14 protein-coding genes are annotated in these 17,493 nt (G+C 37.9%); 2 read left to right on the top strand and 12 right to left on the bottom strand.

The window, feature by feature from the left end:
- Positions 1–4: 4 nt before the first annotated feature.
- The 12 genes from ACEW80_RS04200 to ACEW80_RS04145 all read right to left on the bottom strand — a co-directional run bounded on the left by ACEW80_RS04200 (position 5) and on the right by ACEW80_RS04145 (position 14,303).
- Positions 5–880, bottom strand: coding sequence for a WecB/TagA/CpsF family glycosyltransferase (locus tag ACEW80_RS04200; RefSeq protein ID WP_373525382.1), 876 nt, complete (start codon positions 878–880; stop codon positions 5–7).
- A gap of 100 nt (positions 881–980) precedes the next feature.
- On the bottom strand, positions 981–2,132 hold the full coding sequence (locus ACEW80_RS04195) for a glycosyltransferase family 4 protein (protein WP_373525381.1): 1,152 nt from the start codon (positions 2,130–2,132) through the stop codon (positions 981–983).
- 89 nt (positions 2,133–2,221) lie between these two features.
- Positions 2,222–3,115, bottom strand: a complete 894-nt coding sequence (locus tag ACEW80_RS04190) for a glycosyltransferase family 2 protein (RefSeq protein WP_373525399.1) — start codon at positions 3,113–3,115, stop codon at positions 2,222–2,224.
- Positions 3,116–3,213: 98 nt separating this feature from the next.
- Positions 3,214–4,230, bottom strand: coding sequence for a hypothetical protein (locus ACEW80_RS04185; RefSeq protein WP_373525380.1), 1,017 nt, complete (start codon positions 4,228–4,230; stop codon positions 3,214–3,216).
- Between the two features lie 23 nt (positions 4,231–4,253).
- The gene (locus tag ACEW80_RS04180) at positions 4,254–5,525 is read right to left on the bottom strand and encodes a glycosyltransferase family 4 protein (RefSeq protein ID WP_373525379.1); all 1,272 of its coding nucleotides are present in this window, start codon (positions 5,523–5,525) and stop codon (positions 4,254–4,256) included.
- 57 nt (positions 5,526–5,582) lie between these two features.
- Positions 5,583–6,410, bottom strand: coding sequence for a methyltransferase domain-containing protein (locus ACEW80_RS04175; RefSeq protein WP_373525378.1), 828 nt, complete (start codon positions 6,408–6,410; stop codon positions 5,583–5,585).
- 34 nt (positions 6,411–6,444) lie between these two features.
- On the bottom strand, positions 6,445–7,665 hold the full coding sequence (locus ACEW80_RS04170) for an O-antigen ligase family protein (protein WP_373525377.1): 1,221 nt from the start codon (positions 7,663–7,665) through the stop codon (positions 6,445–6,447).
- Positions 7,666–7,704: 39 nt separating this feature from the next.
- Positions 7,705–8,631, bottom strand: a complete 927-nt coding sequence (locus ACEW80_RS04165; RefSeq protein WP_373525376.1) for a glycosyltransferase family 2 protein — start codon at positions 8,629–8,631, stop codon at positions 7,705–7,707.
- Between the two features lie 24 nt (positions 8,632–8,655).
- A complete protein-coding gene (locus ACEW80_RS04160; RefSeq protein WP_373525375.1) occupies positions 8,656–9,978 on the bottom strand; it encodes a flippase in 1,323 nt (440 codons plus the stop codon).
- 98 nt (positions 9,979–10,076) lie between these two features.
- On the bottom strand, positions 10,077–11,027 hold the full coding sequence (locus ACEW80_RS04155; protein WP_373525374.1) for a glycosyltransferase family 2 protein: 951 nt from the start codon (positions 11,025–11,027) through the stop codon (positions 10,077–10,079).
- 55 nt (positions 11,028–11,082) lie between these two features.
- Positions 11,083–12,024 carry a hypothetical protein gene (locus ACEW80_RS04150; protein ID WP_373525373.1) on the bottom strand — a complete coding sequence of 314 codons (942 nt, stop codon included), beginning with the start codon at positions 12,022–12,024 and terminating at the stop codon, positions 11,083–11,085.
- 74 nt (positions 12,025–12,098) lie between these two features.
- Positions 12,099–14,303: a GumC family protein gene (locus ACEW80_RS04145; RefSeq protein ID WP_373525372.1), complete on the bottom strand. Its 2,205-nt coding sequence runs from the start codon at positions 14,301–14,303 to the stop codon at positions 12,099–12,101.
- A 978-nt stretch (positions 14,304–15,281) separates the two neighbouring features.
- Here ACEW80_RS04145 and atpD point away from each other — a divergent pair.
- Positions 15,282–16,730 (top strand): F0F1 ATP synthase subunit beta, encoded by a 1,449-nt coding sequence (gene atpD / locus ACEW80_RS04140; RefSeq protein ID WP_373525371.1) that lies wholly within the window; start codon positions 15,282–15,284, stop codon positions 16,728–16,730.
- Between the two features lie 159 nt (positions 16,731–16,889).
- Positions 16,890–17,303 (top strand): ATP synthase F1 subunit epsilon, encoded by a 414-nt coding sequence (atpC, locus tag ACEW80_RS04135; RefSeq protein ID WP_373525370.1) that lies wholly within the window; start codon positions 16,890–16,892, stop codon positions 17,301–17,303.
- The last annotated feature ends 190 nt before the right edge of the window (positions 17,304–17,493 follow it).

The raw sequence follows: 17,493 nt of genomic DNA, 5'->3' as shown, positions 1-17,493 counted from the left end.
AAAATTAGTACTTCTTCTGCTCAGAAAGAGTTCCTGATTGCTGCATAATCAAAATTGCTTTTTTTGGTTTGAGTCTTATACTAAAGGATTTGACTTTTTTATTTCCACCGTCTGAACTGTTCCGAAAATTCCAAATTTCTCGTAATAATAAAGTACTTAGAAACCAAGGCTCAAGTAAGTAACGGCTCCAAAGTCGTCTCGGTTCACTCAACAACCGATACAACCATTCCAAGCCCATCTTTCCCATCCAGCGAGGAGGAGTAGGTATTACTCCTGCTACATAGTCGATACAGGCTCCACAAGTCAAAATAGTATTAGTCTGAATATGTTCAAGATTTTCGGAAATCCAATCCTCTTGGCGTGGCATACCCATGCCCACCATTAATACATGGGGTTTGTAAGCATTAATTGCAGCCAGAGTAGAGAGATTTTCTTGACTATCTTTATCCATATCAATGTAGCCATGAGCGCAAGCAATCTGTAAACCAGGAAATCTCTGGCGCAAAATACTTGCTCCTTCTTCAGCGACTCCTGGTTTTGAACCTAGATAGAATACGCGCCAGCCTTTATTAACTGCTTCCTCCATCAGAGGCCATATCCAGTCAGCGTATGTTACTCTTTGTTCTCGCTTCATTGGAAAACCCAACAGCTTTCCAATAAACACTAAAGGCATACTATCAATATGGGTATATTCTGCCTTGGCATAAAAAGCTTGCATTTTTGGATTTTTATGGAAGAGATAAAGACTATGCAAGTTGTGATTAGCAATAATCCATTTCTTATTCTTCTGAATAGATTTTTCAATCAAGGCATTCAACTCAGGGATAGAGAGTGCATCTACTGTAACACCAAGAAGTTTATAAGAAGATTGTTTTTTCATAAATTTATTCTACCTTTGGAGTATAATACTCTAACGTTAAAACGTTTTAAAAAACTTATTTTTTTAGTTAAATAATTTTTACAATCGAAATAAATCTTAACTAAAAATGACTTACTTTCATGAGGATTTCTGCAATATTCTGTGCTCTAGCATTCCAGGAATATTTTTCTGTAATTAAGGTATATGCTCTATCTACAAGTGATTGATACTTCTCAATATTTGAAGCCGCGTCTAAGACTGTATTAGCAACTTCTTCACTAGAGTATCCTGTTACTAAAAGATGTTCTAAATGGCGAAATTCTTCTAAACCTCGCAAGCCTTCTGGTGTAGATATAACTAACTTTTTACTAGCAAAATAATCTAATGCTTTATTGCGAGCGCCACCTGCTACAGCTTGTTTTGAAAACGGTAGTAAAGCGATATCTGCATATTTAAGATGGGCGACAAAATCCTCTCTTTTCGGTAAAAAGCCTAAAAAAGAAATGTTAGAAGGTATTGGTTCTGAAATATCACTACCATCCCTACCAATGACAACAAAATGTACTTTCTGCTGATGACTTTCAAGATATTTAGCAACCTCAATAGTCATTGCAACAGACATATCGTTAGTTGGAAATTGAAATGTTCTGGGAGCAATAACAACCGCTATTTTAGCTGGTCTGAATGCTTGATAGGGGTCTTGATTAACGAAAGATTCAGTATTTAGTAAGTCTTCAGTCACTCCATTACCGATGGCATAAATTTGTTGGGGAGTTTTCCCATACCACTGGGAAATTAGTTTAGGAATTGATTCACCTGCTGCAATAATTGGACTGCCGGAAAATACCAAAATTCCCTGAGCAATATACGTTTTAATACATTGTGCCAACTCTTTGAAAGGATTAGCAACTGAAAACAAGCGCATCCAGTATTCATACGCTGAAAATGTATGAAAATCTAATACAAGCGAGGAATCACTATGTTTTCTTAGCTTCAGTGAAATTAAAGCAGCCAATGCAGGTAGTGTTTCTTGAGCATACACAATATCTGGGCAAAACTCGTCGATGCACTTTTCTATAGTTTGAATATATGACTTTAAACTTCTTGAACCAATTGAAATAGAAGGTGCATAATTAACAGATGAACAATCTAATCCTAGCTGAAAAACATCAAAATGTTCAGTAAGATATTGTCCGAGATAAAAAGGTCTAGTAAAAGCACCAAATGGTTGACTGGAATCGAGGGTTGATACAATTAGTAAGCGTTTACCCATATAAAAATCGCTGGTTATTCAAAATTTAAAAACCTGATTTTTAAACTGCATTTGTTAGCAGTTTATTGAGATAGTTATAATGTTAAAAATCAAACCTCTGAGTTAGTTTGGTTGATATCCTCAGCGAATGTGGGAGAACTTGCCAAATTCTTGTAACCAATCATTGCTCTAATATAAGGTAAGAACCAGTAAAATATCCAGAATGGCCCAGAGTGTCTCCTACAAAATACAGTCCAAGGTTTTAACGGAAATGCTTTAATTTGCAACGCCTTTTTCAAGCGTTCTAAGACATTTAAATTGGTATCTACCCAACTATTGCGGATAGAATTTTTAGTACAAGTACCAACATATTCAGGAGCTACCCATATTTGACAACCCAATTTACCTGCTCTGAGGGCATAATCTAAATCTCCTAAACTGTGAACAAATGTTGTATCAACATTGCCAACTTTGGCGGCAACAGTTTTAGGAATTAGTACGCAGTTACCATACATAGCATCGCATTTTTGTATAGCCGAACTTGGTTCTACAAATTCAAATTTATTAGAATACCACTTTTTGGATTTTACTGCTCCTCCATAGGTTGCTTTTCCTGTCGTTGCGTCTTTAGTTGAACCAACTACAATTGAGTCTATACAACCTTGTTCAATCAAATTTTGATGAATCCGCAATAATTTACTTACAGCATTGGTTTCTAGAAATGTGTCATCATTCAACCACAGATAATAATCATATTGATTTTTTATCGCCTCACCAAAGGCCAGATGCATTCCTCCTACCCAGAATAAATTGCCATTACCTTGAAGAATTTTTACCTCTGGATATTCTGCTTTGATAGCCTCCGCAGTTCCATCAGAGCTACCATCATCAGTTAAATAAACATCACAAGGATTTTTTTGCTGATATAAAGCACGTAAACAGGCAAGAGTTGTATTGCGCCTGTTATGGCAGGTCATAATTACGGCTAAGTTTGCTTGTTTAATGTGAATCATTTCTCTCATATAATTTCTTTGGAACATACATATAAATAATGGACTTATAACGGTGTTTTTACAGGTCTACCTTCATAATTCGATAAGGTTTAAAGTTTAGCCATCCTTTCTATCCAGCCACTCAAGTTAATATCTAAATTAAAGTTTTTGAGTTTTTGTTCCATTTTTCTTACTACCAACATATATCGATGCAAAACTGATACGCGAGGCATATTAAGTCTGACAACCTCTTGACACAGCCATTGATATTTATCTGAATTAATATTAATTTTTTTCAATCTTTTGATTTGTGCATTCCAATCGTTATAGAAGAATAAGTTGAAATAATGAATGGAGATAATATCATCCCAATGTTTAATTTGTAGTTCTGTTGATAAACGGTTATGTAAAGATAATGGATAACTATAATTAGGAGGAAGATGTTCGACGTTTACTTCCAAGGCACATAAAGTTACAGATAAAACAGACTGCTCAACAAAATAAAGACCCTGGGGAGGAGTGATATCAAGGCGCATTACGGTTTCAAAATTATCTTTCCATGCTGTAAATATACCCGCACTTCTTCTCACTGCTACTAAACCAGAATTCCAGTAGGCTCTGATTCTTTTATTACCAATTGGGGTGTTAACAAATAACTCACGCTTTACCCCCAGCACTTCATAAAGTTTTTGCCAGTACCATTCTTGGCGGTCTTGCGAACCTGTAGAGCCAATTCCTTGACCATACTCAGGACGTATGCGAACGTTACAATTTACTGGCAATAAAAGCTCTTTTGGTTCAGAAAAAAAGCATTTGTCACTGTCTAAAAAAACTAATATTTCTGCATCAATATTTTGTTCTGCATAGGCACAAACCAAGGGTTTATTGGCTAAATAATATTCATGAAATTCTCGATTTATCGGAATTTGCTGATGAGTCACCTGCAACGCTTCAAAGGCTTGCTGAGTTTGCTTTGATATTGGCTCACCGACTCTGGGATGAAAACTATACATGGGTGTATCTTTTAAATTGCCGCAGAACTTACGAATACTTTCTGCAAGCATCAAAGATTGATCTTCTAAACGACCAGGTTCTGTACAAATTATAAACGCTATAGGTATTGACATATATGAAGGATTTATTTTCTAAGTTAATTACTGAATGAAGATTTATTTGCTAGTATCAATATTTCCTGAAATAAAGCTGAATAACGACGTGCTTGAAGCTCCAGAGTAAATTTTTGTTCGGCTTTCTCACGAGCATAGAATGAGAGCTTTTGCAGCCTCTGTTCATTTTCAAGTACCCAGATAATTCCTTTGGCAAAATCCTCGACTTTATAAGATTTAGCTAAATAACCGTTCTGTTGATGGTCAACAATATCTTTTAAGCCAGTAGAATTAAATGCCACAACTGGAGTACCACAAGCGAGTGATTCGGAAGCTGTCTGTCCAAAAGATTCTTGCAGAGACGGTACAAGCATTACATCAGCTGCTGAGTAAACAGTTGCTAAAGATATATCATCATGTAAGTGTCCCAAATAGTGGGTTTTGAAGCCCAGATCAGGTGGATTTTCGGGTTGAGATGCACCGAAAATAACGACCTCAAACTTATCTTTCCAGCCAGATTTGCTTAATTCTTGTAATGCTGGTTGCAGGTAATGAAAACCTTTTCTAGAGTCATTGGTGGCATCTAGCGCTCCAAATAGAATGAGTTGTTTATCTAGAGGTAAATTCAGTAATTCTCGCGCTAAACCTTGATGAACAGGTTTATACTTTTGAGTATCCAGTCCATTCGGAATTACTTCGATTCGCAAATTCTTAAACAGAGAACTAGACTTAGCGCATTCGGCTAACCAAGAACCTGGCGAAACAATTGTCAGATTTAAATTTTTCAAAGCTTTGGCTTTACGCTGCCATACCCAACGCGATAAATCCCAATCCTTTTGGCTGTTTAGTTGAGGACAGGCTCCACAGGATATTTGATAGCGATCGCAATCTCCAGTATAGCTGCATCCTCCAGTAAATCCCCACATATCATGAATTGTCCAGACCAAAGGGCGCTTTAGTTTAGCAATAGTTTCTATTTGCATAAAAGCCGCGCTAATCCAATGCAAATTGATTATGTCTGGATTAATCTGAGCAACTTGAGAAACAACTCTATCTGGCAACCATTGAATAAAAAATGGAGTACTTTGCTTTTGAGAATAAAGCTTTAAAGGTAAAGTTTCAAATGTCAACTTTGCTTTAGCGATGCCTTGAAATAATCTGAGCTTAGGTGCAATTACTGTTTTGTCATCAGTATATTTTTCTTGCACCAGCATTTGTGATTGTAAGTCAATATTTTGTAACCCTTTGTGCAAGCGATATGCAGCACGAGCCGCACCACCAGCCACATCCTGGGTGCTAAGGAGCAAGACGTTCATATTAGTAGTATTTAATTTTAAAAAAATATATTTGATATTGATCGCAGAAAATCAATATTATTTGTTTGGCTTGATGCCCTCACAATATAACGAGCCTGGTAGATATACTGTTCCATCGGCATTAATATCTAAGACTTCACTCCCAAAGTTTGAAATATCACTTGTATGGGCATCCAAAAATTTAATATCCGAAAAACCAACTCTTTCAAAAAGCGTTTTCATACTATAGCTATCATACATCCACTTATGTTTTTCACCAAGGGTCGTTTCATCTATCAGAGACTTACGGACATAATGTGGTATAAACCTCTTTACCATATCAATATAGAGGTATTTGAATTTGTTTCTGAGTTTATTTTGATTGATACTAAATAGCTTTTCTAACAAAGAATTAGTATGATTAGTTGCTATCTCTTCTTTGATTTTAACACCTGTTCTGGCTTCTACATAGTTGATAGATGATTCATCATTGTTTTCAAGCACTTGTCGCCAGTAAGTTTTCATCAAACCGCCATGTTCGGTTCTAACTAACTGGTCGATTAACTCAATAATAATCCATTCATATTGTTTCTTTGTTCCCTCATTTTCAATACTGTCGATAATTCTTAAATATTCACGGCAGGTTCGCTCTAAGTCAGGAACAACAATGCGTAAAATGCCTTGAGGTTTGAGAACTCTATAGCATTCTTTCACCAGCATTTCTCCCGTGTCTTTAGAGAAATGCTCTAGTACATGACTACTATAAATTACATCGAAATAATCTTTAGGATATGGAAGTGGTTGCAGTAAGTTATGGGCAATTACTTCAGGATGTTCAGAATTAAAATCTATATTTATCCATCCAGAAGAAAATCTGTGTCCACAGCCAAAATTTAACTTTTTCATGCTTTTTCTCCTTTTACTTATGCAAGTATGTAAACTATTTATTTATTGCTGTACGCTGAAAACTAAGAGTCAGAGATAGAGAGGTTGTGACATACATTAACCAATTCCAACCGGGAGTTAATAATCTTGCTTCTGAGAAATTCAATATGACGATAATAACTAACATCTGCATTGGCCAGTAATCTTCCGGTTTTTTGGCGATAGAAACAATTCGAGTCAATGCCATTGCAAAGAACCGGATAAACCCTGCCGCAAAAATCAAAAAACCTAAGAATCCTAAATCTAACAATAGTTCTAAAAAGCCATTGTGAGCATTACTTGCCCAATCATAAGTAGCTCTCAGATTAGATGCGGCACTAGTAGTCCAAAATCCATAATATCCATAACCTAGCCAAGGTCTTTCCAAAACCTTGGAAATCACTAATCCCCAGACGTCAGAGCGTCCGTTGAAGGTAAGGTCTTTACCAGAAGTACCAATTACACTTTCAGCATTATTGATCAGTAACATTGAAAAAATAATGAGTAACATTAAAGCTGAAGTAATCGTAATAACTTGTAATTTATAATTAGTTTTTTTCAGGGATTGGTAGAAAGGCAAAAGTAATATCGTTGTCAATAAAATCGCCAAAGATGTTGTTGAACGTGTGAGGATAATTAAACATATAGATAACCCACATATTGCCCACATCAACCAGCGATATCGAGAGCTACTAAGGGCAAGATGTAAAAACACTCCTGCACTCCAATTCATCATGTAACCTAATTCATTTTTATGACCATAAATTCCGCTCCACATATTTACTAATTCAGGTGATTTGTGAATATAACCTGGGATGAATGCAGAGAATATCATAGATAATAATGTAGCGGCACCAAGCGCCCAAGCTATTAGTCTCATTTGTTCCCTAAGGGAATAACGCATTGCCAAATAGATTGCAATAAAATATACTCTGATTAGACCTTTTATATAAGTAAGACTAGAAGTTAGGTCTTCTGACCACAAGATAGAAAATATAACTATAGCTAGTAAAAAAAACTGTAATGGACTTTTGGTAATTACATAAAGAAAACCCTTCCAGTATAAAATTAGGAAATAAAATAGGATTAAATATGAAATTATATTGAACAAAGTATCTAGCTTATCCCCTCCAAGGGTAGTCATGGAAACTTCTTGTGCAGGGTGGATTGTTAATGCCCCTACAGCAATAAGTAATAGCAAAATAGTTAATATTTTTTCTGTTAATTTTACGTTCATTGCTTACATTCAATTTATTAATTAACTACATATTCATCACTATTTTTTTATCGCTGAGTAATTCAATCTTTTCTTAACTTCCTCTTTGAAAATATCCAATGCAGTTGCTTTATAGACTGTTCTCTGAGTAAAATTATCTGCCTCTGTATTCCTCACAATAAACGGTGGATGTTTTAAGGGAAATTCCATTGCTTGCATTGACATATTGATGAACGAAAATTCTTGGTTGGAAGTGAAATGAGTCGCGTCTGCACCAACACCAACATTAGAGATTAAGTTGACATTGGGGATAATACTTAAGCTACCCTGCATCCAGCAAGCAAATGTCCATTGATAATCCCAGGTTATACCCGTAGGATTGTTATAAACAGAGTGAAATATTCGTCGCCAATAATTTACTGCTTTTTGGTCTATGAGAATATCACGTAAAAGGTTTTCTGCCTGCACTTCTTTCCAGAGTTTGATCGTCAAATCATAATGTTGCCAAGCACGTCTCCAACTTGCCCAACCCCAACAGTGGTTATAGCGAGAAAAATAGTAACTATAATTTGTGCGTTTTCGTCCGAATTGAAGATTTTGAGCAGAGATTGTGGCGATTCTAGTATCATATCTATATTTTTCTAGCAGTTCTTCACTAAATCTAAAAAATGTTGGGTGAGGGATACAATCATCTTCTAAAATAATTGTTTCTTCAACATTATTAAATACCCAATCTAAACCACTAGATACTCGTTTTGCACAACCTAAGTTGATATTAGAATAGTTCTTAATAACTTCGCAATCCCAATCAACTCTTTCAATAATTGCGCGAGTTGCTTCACACTTTTCTACCTCACCTTCGCGGTCAGTGCGGGGTCCATCGGCAATTACAAAAAGTTTTGTTGGCTTGGCTTGGCGAATAGCGTCAAAAACTTTCTCTGTTGTTTGTGGACGTTTGAAAATAATAAAAGTTACTGGTGTTTGCATCTTTGATGATTTTGGTTAAAATTATTAATATTTGTAAAAAGGAATAAGCGATCGCACTTGAATCTTAAATATTTTCTGTGTTCTTGAATCAAAGGCATTGCAGACAAAAGCCGCAGCAGCTTGAGATATTATTGTGGCGATCGCAGCCCCAAGTCCGGCATATTTAGGAATTAGGAATAAATTGAGAACAATGTTTAATATCGCTCCAAATAAAGTTTTACCTAAAGAAACGTGGTTCAAATTTTCAGCAATAAACCAGGGTGATGTTGCAAGACCCATAAAGACAAACAAAGAAGTCCAAATATGAACTGCTAATATTGGCCCTGCTTCTGCATATCCACTGCCAAACATCACCATAATTATCTTGTTAGACAAAAATGACATTGGCAGAGCAATTGCCAAAGATATACACGTCATTAGACTGAGTAATTGTCCCAGTCGCTGATAGTAAAGACTTTCTGATTTTTCCTTAGCTGCGTAAATTGCCGGAGCAACAGAAGAAACAATCGCCCCCGGAATAAAATACCAAATTTCAGAAATACGGACAGCAGCAGAATAAATTCCAACCTCACTATTTCCGATCATTTGACCTAACATCACCTGATCTATTTTCATAAAAATCAGGATAGCAAACCCCGAAAAAATAAGAGGTAAACTCTCTTTCATCAGAGTTTTAGCAGCAGAAAAACTCCAACGCCATAACCACAACGAAGACGCTTTGACTTGGTAAACAATCAGCAAACCAATTGCACTCATTGCAAATTCTGCTAATGTTACCCAAGCAAAAGCTAACAACGGTGCTTTTGTTAATATTAGGGCGATTTTGATGCCACTACTTAGTAGAAACGCTGCGTTTTTAGCGATCACAGTGTATTTTGATTGCACCTGTGATTGAAACCATATTTCAATAGTATCAGCAGCCCTAAAAATTCCTGCCATCCCTAAAATTGCAACTAGCCATATCTTCAGTGTTTCATTTTCACCTAAGAAAAACATAGTGCTAACTGCCAATAAGACAGAAGCAATTCCACCCAGCAATTTTAGCCAAAAAGTGGTTCCTAAAATTTCCTCTTTGTCTGATGATTGACGGACAAGATGGCGAACTACTACGTCGTCTAGTCCTAGAGTGAAAATTGGGCTAAATAAGCTCACAAAAGCTAAAGCATAGTTAAACAGACCATACTGCTGTACTCCTAAGTAGCGTGCTACCCATACTCCTACGACTAAGCTCGCACCCATACGTAGAATGCGGTCACCAAACAACCAACCTGTATTGGCAATAATTGCACGCAGCCCAGAACGAGATTTAAATTTTGATAAGTTTTGAAATTTTAATTTACTTAACATTATTTTTAGTAGTTAATTATGTGGCATTCTCCATCAAGCTCTATCGGGCTATTTTTTTATTTTTCAAGGCACAAAATGATGTATATTTATCCAAGCTTCTACATTACTTTTAATTTCCCAGTCATTAAGTTTTTTAAAAAATAGCTAAATAATAAAACCATTCCTTTGATTTTCCAAAAGAAATTGCGTTCAAACAAAAATATTATTTTCCAATATGAAATAAAATCTTCAACTTTTGGACATGGGATTGTTTTTAATTCATTGAGGGATGTGAAAGCCAATAATAATGGTAAAGTAAAATTATTTTTTTGCAGGATGTAATTAAATAAGGAATTGCGTTTCCAGAATCTCTTATATTCATAATTATTGTTGGCGTCCAAAAGCTTCTTGTTATGATATTGATTACTTTGATGTATTCTATACTTCACTAGAGGTTTAGACATATAAAACTTTTTAGCCCCTACCAAAGAAGCTCCCCATATCAAACAGTCATCAGCCCTCACACGCCAATCTTCCATATATGGAATAGGTAAAAACTTGCTGACTATTTCTCTACGTATTGATAAGGTTGAAGTTATCGAGCCAATCCATTCACCACTATATAAAGTTCTGATTAGTGAATAACCTAAATCTAAATCAACTGCATCGCTTTGAAATGTTTCTTCCACTGCTCCAAATTTTTTATACGCACAAAATACAAAATCACATTCACTACGCCTATTATAAAAATTTAAGGCAGTTTCTAAATATTGAGGTTCATAAATATCATCGGCGTCTAAAAAAAATATAATGTCGCCAGTTGCAGCTAAAAATCCTTCGTTAAAGGATGATAATTGTCCTTGATTTTTTTCTTTCAAGATAGATTTAACATTAGCTACTTGACTAAAATTAGCGATAACTTCCGCAGAATTATCTGTGGATGCGTCATCAACAACAATAATTTCATCAAATTTAACTGTTTGATTTAAAGCACTATCAAGTGCCTCAGAGAGAAATTCAGCGTAATTGTAATTATTAATTAAACAAGATGTTTTAATTTTATTATCCATCTAAAAATGCCTCGGTAGAGAATAAAAAAACTGAGATATTTTTTACAGCCTATAATTACCAATAGGCTGGATATTTTGATGGATTTGTAGGGACATCATCAGGTCTACACCTCACCCAATATTCATTATAAATAGACTGAAAAAACGGACTTTTATCCCAACGGTTGCCTTTAATTCCAAAAAGAATTTGAGTTGCTCCTCCAAGATGCACAGCCTGTTTACCCAGAGATTTAATGTAAGCAGCTAATGGAAGTCCATAAGCACCACATCCGATAATAGCTACGTCAAAATCTTGGTTTTTAATTTGGTTACACATCCAATCATAAGCATCGAACCAAGTATTGAACTGGGTTTGAGTTCCAGCTAGAGACTGAACTGCTTTGAAGGTAGTTAATTCAAATTCAGGCAGAATATTTTGGTTTTCAAAAAGTAACTTTCTATGGTTTTTATATTGTGATGAAATGGTTTCTGCAAAAGGGTGAATAACCAAAACCTTTTTCCCCTCAAGATTCTTGCTCCAAGGGTCGTTGTGATAATAAGGTTCAAGTGTCTTTAATTCGACAAAAGAAGCTTTTTGGCAAGAATTTCTGATGATTTCCGGTTCTCCAATTTGAAACCATACTCCCAAAGCATCTATAGATTTTGATGACTCTATAAAAAGTTGACTAAATCGATCTAGATGTTTTTCATCTACTGGAAAAAACCCAGAATCATTAGACATTGACTCAAATATAGATTCCTTGTAACCTCCTTTTAGATATTCATTCACACAATAAGCTTCTGTGCTACCAAACCGACTAATCATAAAAGGTTTAGTATCTTTGATAAGATTGGTAAGTAATTCATTACTCTGTTGAGGAGATAAAATTTGCCGATATATGTCATAGTTTTTGACATAATTCTGAAGAATTATGGCCTTTGTAGAAAGAGAACCTTTCCATTTAGCTAATGGAGTATTTGATTTTACAAATTGCTTGAGATTTTTACTTAATGTCATTAATTTAGTCCTCAGTCAAAAAATTGGATTTAGATGGTTGTAATGAGGCTCGCTTTCGCAATCCATCGGAGAACTTAACCTTCTTTGGAATATTTGGTTAAGCTGCTAGATACTAAATCTTGTTCCATTTCTTGTCCTTTGGTATAGTAGAAATAACTATTAGGTTCATTTCTAATATTCACACCATTCATGACTATCCCTAAAACCTTCTGACCTGACTGAGTTAAAAACTCTTTAGCTGCATTTGCACTGTTCAAGTCAACTACTCCAGGACGAACAACTAATAAAATACCGTCAGTGAGCGTGCTTAATACAGCAGCATCTGCTATTCCTGACAAAGGTGGCGTATCAAAAATGATAAAGTCATAATCTTTACCAAAGTTACTAATCAATGTTGCCATACGTTGAGAATCTAGCATTGCCACTGGATTAGGAGGCAAAACTCCAGAAGGAAGAACATCCAGGTTAGGCATAACTTCTTGCACCGCTGTATCTAAAGAAACTTGACCAACAAGGACATTGCTTAACCCCACTACATTTGTTAGCTCCCAGATATGATGCTGTATGGGATGACGCATATCTGCATCCACTAATAGCACCCGACGTCCCGCCTGAGCCATAGTCACAGCTAGATTTGCAGATACGTCAGACTTTCCTTCTTTGGATACAGAACTTGTGACTACAATGCTTTTGAGCGGTTTATCAAAACAGAGGAACTTCAAGTTCACTTGTAGTATTTGGTATGCGTCACCAAGAGGGAAGTAAGGAATATCTCTGCCAATAATTTTGGGAACAGGTCTATCGAGTCCTGCTACAGAAGAATGATCTTTACCACTTCTACCTTGTGTTGGAATCACTGCCAAAACTGTATATTTTAAGACTTCTTTGGCTTCTTTGACCGTCTTCACCGAGCGGTCTATCAAGTCTATACCAAAGGCGGCAATGATACCTAAGAAAAGACCAACTGCGCCTCCACCAATAATGAACAGGGTTTTGCGAGGTCCTTCTGGTTTCTCGGGGGTTAAGGCATAGGAAATTACACGAGCATTGGGAATCTTTTGGTTCTGTGCAATATCAATTTCTTGGCGTTTATTTAAGAGCGTTTCGTAAGTCGTTTGAGCCGCTTTCAGCTTCCGTTCTAGCTCTCGTTGATTCTGTTCTAGTCTTGGCAAATTATTGGCTCGTTTGATGTAGGCCTTTTGCTGTCGTTGGAGTGTGGCAATTTGTCTTTCTAGACCAACGTGTTGTGCCTCAGCACGAGTAATATCTAGAATTAGGCTTTGCCGTAGTTGCCCAACCTGTAAACTTCCCTGTGTTATCTGCGTTCCACCAGCTATTTGTCCAGTGCGCTCTTTTAGCAAGCTCTTAAGAGCTACAACTTTTTCTTCTAAGCTAGTAATTGTCGGGTGTCCAGATTCAAAACGAGTGCGCTCCAGTACTAGTTGACTTTCTACTTCTTGGAGTTGGGCAAGCACTTTCTGAACTCCAGGCGCTTGACTGACTTCAGATTCGATTACACCTCGCGGTGAATCTACCTGAGCTTGACTGCGTAACTTTCCTAAACGACCTTGGACATCATCTAGTTGCGCTTGAGCTTGAGAAATTTGGTTTCCTAACTGGGAAATTGTATCAACTGCTGCGGCTGATTCTTGTTCTAGGACAACAACTTTATTCTTTTCTTTAAATATCCGCAGTTCTGATTCGGCTCTGCTGACAATTCTCTCGGCTGTGGGTACTTCGGTTATCAGAACCTCTTTGGCTGTCAGTGCTTCATTCTGATTAGCCTTGATATTTAGGTCGATATAACTGTCAATAACTTTATTAACGACTTTGGCAGCCAGTTCTGGATTACCGCCCTGATAAGAAAGTTGTACAACATCAGTACCTTTGATTCCTTCTATTTTTAGTTGTCTTGCCAACTGGGGAATTGACAGCAATTTACCTTCACTATTTTGGAGGTTGAGGGAATTAATTGTTTTCTCAATTACTGGATTTGAACCAACAACTCTCACCTGAGTTTCCAGAGGATTGTCGTTCATATTCAAAGCTTCCAGACGTCCTATGTCTTGCGGTAATCCCGTGAGTGAGGAAGTGCGATTTGTTTTAATCATCAAACTTCCTTCTGCCTTGTAGAAGGGTTTTAGTGAAAAGGCATATAAGCATCCAAGAGTAACAGATATGCCAAAAATTCCGACTATAGGTAGCCAACGCCGTTGAAGAACTTCTAAGTATTTTTGAATATCTATCTCTTCAACGTGGGGTAAAGATTCCATTGTCATAATATACAAATATTATAAAAAACAATACTGTTTACAGCAGATTTTTCTCAGTATTTTCCCACAAACTGCGCCAAATCAATCCTCCGAATACATATCCTAATTTTATAAGTCTAAATTTTGCCCTAGATGTTCCCCTGTCAGTAAAATAGGATAATTCACAACTTTATTCCTGATTTCACGGCTTTCTATTTTTCTTGGTTAATTTACTTTTATCCAACCACTGATGTAATTATTGATGAGTGGTCTAACTTTTCATATCATATTATGTAAGAACACTTAATCGGTGAACTTTACAAAAAATTTACACATTGTAGTATATTAGAATTGGTTTATTATTGCAGATTATACGTATTTTCGACTCCTGCTGTTTCCTACAGGTGGCTATAGTACCTATTTAGTAAGCAGATTGCAGATTAATTCAACTTGTGAAAGATAATATTGATTCGGTATTAGTGCGCTACTAGGTGCAGCAGGTTTACTACGATTAATGTAGGCAATGGAACATACAGCAGAATTCAGGAGTCAGAATTCGGAATTCAGAAGTAAAACAGACTTTACGCCTGACTTGGAGACTTAGGTTGTGTATTTCACCAACTTGAAATCATCTGTAGATTTCTGACTTGAGTCAGCGCTTTACCAACTGAGTGTTGAATATCATAATCAAGCGGATTTCCAAGATTCTGGCGCTATCATTGGTCACGCTGTAATTACGCAGATGCGATCGCTAACCATAATCCTAACACTGGACTAAGAAACCCATCTGGCGGAGCGTACAACCTAGCGGCGAGTCATTTGATTTTGAATCTCCCCCAGCCTCCCGCTAAAACTTAGCCGTAAATTGATCCCCAAGCCCCAGTCTTAAGGATCAATTTATGGCGTAGAGGGGGGGCGTTCAGTGCTAATCTGAAAGGTGACATTGCTTGATTTTATGTCTTCTACGACCTTATCTGAAATATAGCTTCAATCATTAGGCGCAGCATGGTAACAACCGCAGAAAAAACAAACATTGGTTACATTACCCAAATCATTGGCCCAGTTGTAGACGTTAAATTTCCCGGCGGGAAATTGCCACAAATCTACAGCGCTTTGAAAATCAAAGGCACCAATGAAGCTGGACAGGAAATCAACATCACCGTTGAAGTACAGCAACTGCTAGGCGACAACCAGGTGCGGACTGTTGCGATGAGTTCCACCGAAGGCTTAGTGCGCGGTTTTGAAGTCAGCGATACAGGCGCTCCCATTACCGTGCCAGTTGGTAAAGCCACCTTGGGTCGAATTTTCAACGTCCTTGGTGAACCTGTGGACAACAGAGGCCCAGTAAATGCTGAGGCAACTCTACCCATTCACCGCTCTGCTCCCAAATTCACTGACCTGGAAACCAAACCTTCCGTATTTGAGACTGGGATTAAAGTTGTTGACCTTCTGACTCCCTATCGACGCGGCGGTAAGATTGGTCTGTTCGGCGGTGCTGGTGTTGGTAAAACCGTGATCATGATGGAGTTGATCAACAACATCGCTACCCAACACGGTGGAGTATCTGTATTTGCTGGCGTGGGTGAGCGCACCCGTGAAGGCAATGACCTCTACAACGAAATGATTGAATCTGGGGTTATCAACAATGAGAACCTCAACGAATCAAAAATTGCTCTAGTTTACGGTCAAATGAACGAGCCACCCGGAGCCAGAATGCGGGTTGGTCTTTCTGGATTGACAGTAGCAGAGTACTTCCGCGATGTGAACAAGCAGGATGTGCTGTTGTTTATTGACAACATTTTCCGGTTTGTACAAGCAGGTTCGGAAGTGTCCGCGCTACTGGGTCGGATGCCTTCAGCGGTAGGATATCAGCCGACATTGGGAACCGACGTGGGTGAACTGCAAGAGCGGATTACCTCGACTACAGAGGGTTCCATTACCTCCATTCAGGCAGTGTACGTACCTGCAGATGACCTCACCGACCCCGCACCTGCTACTACCTTCGCCCACTTGGATGGTACAACAGTGCTATCTCGTGGTTTGGCAGCTAAGGGAATTTATCCCGCAGTTGACCCCCTTGGTTCCACTTCCACCATGCTTCAACCAAATATTGTTGGTGACGAACACTACAATACTGCGCGGGCGGTGCAATCAACTCTGCAACGTTATAAAGAACTCCAAGACATTATCGCCATTCTTGGTCTAGATGAATTGTCTGAAGAAGACCGTCTCATCGTAGCGCGGGCCCGGAAAGTTGAGCGTTTCTTGTCCCAGCCGTTCTTTGTGGCAGAAGTATTCACCGGTTCTCCTGGTAAGTACGTGAAGTTGGAAGACACCATCAAAGGGTTCCAAAAGATTCTGTCTGGTGAGTTGGATGATCTGCCAGAACAGGCTTTCTACTTGGTTGGCGATATTAACGAAGCGATCGCTAAAGCTGCAAAAATCAAAGGTTAGTCATTAGTCATTGGTCATTAGTCATTAGTCATTAGTCATTAGTCATTAGTTCAACTGCTAATGACTAATGGCAATTACAAATGACAAAGGACATAGACGCCCTTTGGGCGGCTTCCCGTAGGGTAGGACAAAGGACGAAGGACAAAGGACAAAAGACAAATGACATTAACCGTTCGTGTAATTTCCCCAGACAAAACAGTATGGGATGCCCCAGCTGAAGAAGTTGTTTTGCCTAGCACTACTGGTCAACTAGGTATTTTAACTGGACATGCACCACTGTTGACCGCCCTGGATACTGGTGTAATGCGAGTCCGTGCCGCTAAAAATCAGAATTGGCAAGCGATCGCTCTTTTGGGTGGCTTTGCCGAAATCGAAGAAAATGAAGTGACAATTCTGGTTAACGGCGCTGAACGTGGCGACAAAATTAACCTTGATGAAGCTCGTGCTGCTTACAACCAAGCAGAAGCACGTCTAAATCAAGTTTCAGGAGACGATCGCCAAGCCCAAATCCAAGCAACACAAGGCTTCAAACGCGCCCGCGCTCGGTTTCAAGCTGCTGGCGGTTTGGTCTAACATTTTACTTCTGACTTTTGCTTAGTAGGGTGAGCTAAAGACTCACCCTACTAAATAGTAAGTAATTCGATAGTGACGTACCTACACCGCCTGAGTACAGGTCGGTGTAGGCTTCTCAAAGACTCCTCATTGAGGACATTTTTTGAGCTTTTAGATCGTGCGTCCCACGATTCTTTATGTTTAGGGAAGC

Source organism: Nostoc sp. (genome assembly GCF_041747015.1).
Lineage (GTDB): Bacteria > Cyanobacteriota > Cyanobacteriia > Cyanobacteriales > Nostocaceae > Nostoc.
This window is presented reverse-complemented; position numbering and strand designations above follow the sequence as displayed.